The organism is Bradyrhizobium sp. (genome assembly GCF_019244115.1).
Taxonomy (GTDB): Bacteria; Pseudomonadota; Alphaproteobacteria; order Rhizobiales; family Xanthobacteraceae; genus Bradyrhizobium.
The window spans coordinates 1-4,729 of record NZ_JAFATE010000505.1; the positions used below are offsets into that span (position 1 = coordinate 1).

Annotated in this window: 4 protein-coding genes and 1 pseudogene; 3 read left to right on the forward strand and 2 right to left on the reverse strand. The window is 63.3% G+C overall.

Going from position 1 to position 4,729, the window contains the following annotated elements:
- Together JOZ76_RS22235 and JOZ76_RS22240 are read left to right on the forward strand one after the other, a co-directional pair.
- Positions 1-247 (forward strand): tyrosine-type recombinase/integrase (locus JOZ76_RS22235; protein WP_291701905.1); only part of this gene is annotated, 247 nt, incomplete at its 5' end.
- Between the two features lie 102 nt (positions 248-349).
- Positions 350-1,350 (forward strand): annotated as a pseudogene (locus JOZ76_RS22240) (IS91 family transposase); the annotation flags it as partial.
- Between the two features lie 107 nt (positions 1,351-1,457).
- Here JOZ76_RS22240 and JOZ76_RS22245 read toward each other — a convergent pair.
- The gene (locus JOZ76_RS22245) at positions 1,458-1,862 is read right to left on the reverse strand and encodes a YncE family protein (RefSeq protein ID WP_291701907.1); all 405 of its coding nucleotides are present in this window, start codon (positions 1,860-1,862) and stop codon (positions 1,458-1,460) included.
- A 577-nt stretch (positions 1,863-2,439) separates the two neighbouring features.
- Here JOZ76_RS22245 and JOZ76_RS22250 point away from each other — a divergent pair.
- Positions 2,440-2,736 carry a DUF736 domain-containing protein gene (locus JOZ76_RS22250; protein ID WP_291701909.1) on the forward strand — a complete coding sequence of 99 codons (297 nt, stop codon included), beginning with the start codon at positions 2,440-2,442 and terminating at the stop codon, positions 2,734-2,736.
- A 69-nt stretch (positions 2,737-2,805) separates the two neighbouring features.
- On the opposite strand, the gene JOZ76_RS22255 is transcribed toward JOZ76_RS22250, so the two are convergent.
- A complete protein-coding gene (locus tag JOZ76_RS22255; RefSeq protein ID WP_291701911.1) occupies positions 2,806-3,522 on the reverse strand; it encodes a hypothetical protein in 717 nt (238 codons plus the stop codon).
- Positions 3,523-4,729: the final 1,207 nt, after the last annotated feature.

A 4,729-nucleotide genomic window follows, 5' to 3' on the forward strand; every position in this document is an offset into this window, starting at 1 on the left:
CAAGAAACGCGTCTCGCCCCACGTGCTCAGGCACACCTGCGCGATGGTCGTTCTGCAAGCGACCGGGGACATCCGGAAGGTGTCGCTGTGGCTGGGCCACGCTACGCTGACGACCACCGAGGTCTACACGCGCGGCGATCCAACCGAGAAGCTCGATGCGATGGAGGCGATCGTACCGCCCCACCTGCGGCGCGGCGTCTTCCAGCCCACCGACAAGCTGATCGAACTCCTCAGGCGTACCTCGTAATGGAGAGCGGGGTTGGCGGTGATTGGTGCAGGAGCGATCAAGTTGCCGCCAGCTCCCCATTACCGGCTTTGCCCATAAGACAGCTAATGGGCGACGCCCATTACCTGCCGCAACCGGCATTGCCCGAAGTGCCAGGCTGCGGCGTCACGCCAATGGCTGGCCGACCGCGAAGCGGAGCTGTTGCCGGTGCCATACTTCCACGTTGTGTACACGCTGCCGAGCGAGCTGCGCGACGTCGCCTACCAGAACAAGCGCGTGGTCTATGACCTGCTGATGAAGGCAGCCGCCGAGACAACGCTCGCCATCGCCGCTGGCGCCTCGGCGCACGGATCGGTGTCACGGCCGTGCTGCACACCTGGGGCTCGGCGCTCACCCATCATCCCCACGTGCACATGATCGTGCCGGGTGGCGGGCTCGCGTTCGACAGCGCACGATGGGTCGCCGCACGCGACTTCCTCGTCCACGTCAACGTGCTGGCGCGTCTGTTCGGCAAGATGCTGGCGATGCTCATGGAGGCGCACGCCGCCAACCAGCTGACGTTCTTCAACACGCATGCCGGGCTTGCCGCCAAGAGAACGTTCAAGCGCTTCATCGCCCCGCTGCGGCGAATCAAGTGGGTGGTCTATTGCAAGGCGCCGTTCGCAGGCCCCGAGCAGGTGCTGCGCTATCTCTCTCGTTACACCCATCGGGTTGCCATCTCGAACCGCCGCCTCCTTGCAGCCGACGACGGCGCCATTGCGTTCCGCTGGAAGGACTACCGCGTCAACGGCCCGGGCCGTTGGAAGACCATGCGGCTTCACCCGCACGAGTTCATCAGGCGCTTCCTGATGCATGTGCTGCCCAAGGGCTTTCACCGTATCCGCCACTACGGGCTCTTTGCCAACGCCAAGCGCGCCGAGAACATCGCGACAGCCCGCGCGCTCCTCGATGTCGCCCCGCCTGCCGCCGACCCGCAGGAGCAGCCGGAAATCGCCACCGACACGCTACGTGTGCTGCCTTGCCCATGCCCGTGCTGTGGCGCCCGCATGATCGTGATCGAGGTGTTCGCGCGCGGCTGTGAGCCGAGATGGCGTCCCACGCCGGGCAGGATCGACACCTCATGAGCCAGACCTCCAGTCGGCCTCGCAGCTTTCCCTTTCCGATGCGCTGGCTCCGCGCCGGCAGCGATCCCGCTCGATCCGCTCACGGCCTTCAATGCGCCGCGTGCCCGTTAGCGCACTCCGAGCCCGCGCTCACATGCCCGTCGTGCGCTCGCGGCATCGCCGGTGCGTCCATCCGAAGGTCCCATCCCCCCTGCGTGACGTTCACCGCCGAGGTCGGCGCCCGGATCAAATCCCCATAGCGCCCGCTGCTCCGCCGGTGCCAAACTTCCCGCAGCGATGTTGTTCGGGTGGGCGCTCAGCGGCACTTTCTTGACCAGCCGACCGCTCTTGCGCTCGAAAACATCCAGCGTCGAATCGACCTCGTCGCTGACATAGACCCTGGAAGCGTCGGGAGAAAATGCGATGCCATGCGCACCCTCAACGCCTTTGATTTGCTGAACGACTTTGTTGGCAGCCGGGTCGATCACATCAATGCAGTCTCCGGCACTGTTGGTGACATAGACGCGCACCATGCGGCCCAGGCCGTCGCTGGAGCGAGCAGCAGCAGGCACGCATGGCATAGGGCGCGGCAAATCTGCCTCGGCATCGCACTCCCAATCATCTCATGCCGGCCAGGGTACCTAGCAAACGGCCAAATTGTCACGTCAGAAAATAAGGTCAAGATTGCTGGCGTGTTGAACACGTCGCGGCGATGTCCGCTGTTTGGCCAGATTTCCGGAATGACGCACCGTTGCACCGGAGGGCGGGATGCTGCCGCGGTGCCGCCACGGCGGCGGTGCAGGTGGCGTACCTTGCCAATGCCCTCCTATGGGTGCTCCTTCCGCCCACGTCCATAGCGGCCTCTTGCTGGCGGATCACGCGCCACAATACGCTCGCGGCGCTCGCCTACCTCTACCCGCAATGGCTCGTTCGCGCTCTTCTTCCCCTGCCGCCAAGCGGCGGCATTCCTCGCGAGGCAACAAGATCGCTCAGCCCGCCATCCTCCGCTGACGCTGCGGGCCAAAGTCTGCGGGTCGGTCGTTGCGGCGCTGACAGATCGCCATCAAGGCCGCGATGGTCGCGGGCTTGGAACAACGACAGGAGATCTCCATGGCTCAGATTGGCACCTTCACCCGCGCCGAAGAGGGCTCGTTCACCGGCACGATCAAGACGCTCTCGCTGAGCGTCAAAGCACGCTTGCTCCCAGCCGAACCCTCGCAGAGCGAGAAGACTCCAAACCTGCGCGTGATGGCCGGCACCGTGGAGATAGGCGCCGCGTGGCAGCGGACCTCCAAGGAGAACACCGTCTATCACTCGGTGAAGCTCGACGATCCGTCCTTCCCGGCGCCGATCTACGCAAATCTCGTCGCAGTCGATGACGCCTACGCGCTGATGTGGTCGCGCTGACCACTTTGCGGCGCCTCGCACGCCGCGCGGCGCCGCGGCTCCCCTCAACGGTGACTGTCGTCTTGCTCGTCAGCGTGAGCCCGCACGCGTCGAATGAATGCCAGCGGCAAGCCGGAGGATCACCGCCATCGGATCGAGCACGGCGACTAGTGCCAAGGTGAGCAGACGGACCGGTCGCTCCAGGTCGGTAGCCGAGGCCCCGATCAGTTCGGCGAGATGTCGCAGCGGGCCGATATCGGCCTCGGCGCGCAGGTGCTCGGGGTCAATCTTGGCCTTCTCAATCTGCAGACGGGCGAGCACCTGAGCCTCGCGCTGGCGCTCCGCGACGATGTCGGCGCGATCGCGGCGCTTCTGGTCAGCGATCGTCATCGCGCCAATGGGTCGGCCAAGCCGTGTCGATTGCTCAATGGCGGCGTCGATCTGCGCGATCCGCCGATCGAGGTCGGCGACGGTCTGGCCCTGAATAGCCAGGCGAGCGTCGATGTCGGGGGTCCTGTCTACAAGTGCCAAATCGACGGTCATCATATGTTCGAGGTGGGCGCGCGTGAGGAAGCCGAACACCCCGATCGCGTTCAGGCCCATCAACACGCCGATCATCGCGATAAGGATCAGGCGCAGAATCGGCGGCGCCGAGTTCCAATGCTCGGTCAGCCATGCCGCGGCGACGAGTTTCCCTGCTTCCAGCGCAGCGCCCATAGTGATGATCGGCCAGAACGCGCCAGCGAAGACAGCGGTGAGGCCATCGATGGAGAAGGCGGCGGATACGCAAGCGAGTGCCAGCGCCACGATGAATGCGGCGATCTTGATCGGAGCTATACGAGCCCCAGGCGCGATACTGACCCCAATGGCGCCGTAACAGTCGGCGTAAAGTCAGTAACAGTCGGTGTAACAGGCGTAGTTACAATGATCGCCTCAGCGTTACGGCGGATCAGACCGGCCCGCTCCCACGCCTTCAAGCGGCGTCCGGTCCGCATCCTGTTCCAACCCCACTGACGCCCGAGCTCCGCCGCGCCGGCGGCCACGCGTCCATCAGGTTGAGAGCGCAGCCAGGCCAGCGCCTCCGTGTCATCGAACAAATGGGTCGGAACGGTTTCGGTCATGACAAGATGCTGCTGCTCCGGTGGCGCGCCAGCGGTGCGCGGTTCGCGCAGCTCGTTCGCAGACGCTGGGTAAGACCGAAGAATGCGTCGTCAGCCTACTTGTATGCCGTGACGGGACCGCAACCCGATCTGGCCATTTGGTCCATCTTTCTCGATCTCGAATGAGTGACTGCCAATTGGCCGCGAGGGGCTGATCACCGCTGCGGGAGGCTGGAACCAAGTCCTCATGGCTCGGTATCGTCGCTACCGTCCAGTAAAGGTGGCACGTGGTATGCCGCGGCTGAACGGCCAAATTGCACGCCGTAGCACGCTGCAGCTCTCCAACATGAAGACTGCAAGTGATGTAGCGACTTCACACCGGCTTGCGCAGCCTAAGTCGCTCGCCTCGCATAATGCGGAATTCTGATCTATCGTCGGCGAGCCATAAGCCTTGAAGTAGGATCCTGACCGGATAGATCATGGGCGTGTGCGGCAAGGAAATGCGTTTGAATGATCCTTTGTGCTACGCGCGCCCCTCAACGTGCACGACGTCGTACATGTCGTGGTTATGCCACGCTGGCATCTCTTGCAAACATCGATGCACTGATGGAGCGCCTTCGAGTTATAGGATGGATACAGTTGCTTCGCACATTCATCAGCGGCGCCGGTTGTCTCTTGCTCTTGAGAGCAACAGACCACAACAACGGAGATTGCAGGGATGAGCGCAACGCGTCGCATGAAGTGCCGACGCTCTATTTGGATTGTTTGCCAGAATGGTATGCGGTTCTGCATTGCGTACCGCTGGTCGTCTGATCCGCCGATTATCCATAACGTAGATGATGTTCACGTCTTCGAACAACACCCCCTTTTTGCGTTGGGATTGTTGCGGGGATGCCTCCGCCATTGTCAGCGCA

Excerpts from the sequence above, each read along its gene's own strand:
- JOZ76_RS22250 (WP_291701909.1), top strand. The coding sequence starts at position 2,440 with ATGGCTCAGATTGGCACCTTCACCCGCGCCGAAGAGGGCTCGTTCACC.
- JOZ76_RS22245 (WP_291701907.1), bottom strand. The coding sequence starts at position 1,862 with ATGGTGCGCGTCTATGTCACCAACAGTGCCGGAGACTGCATTGATGTG.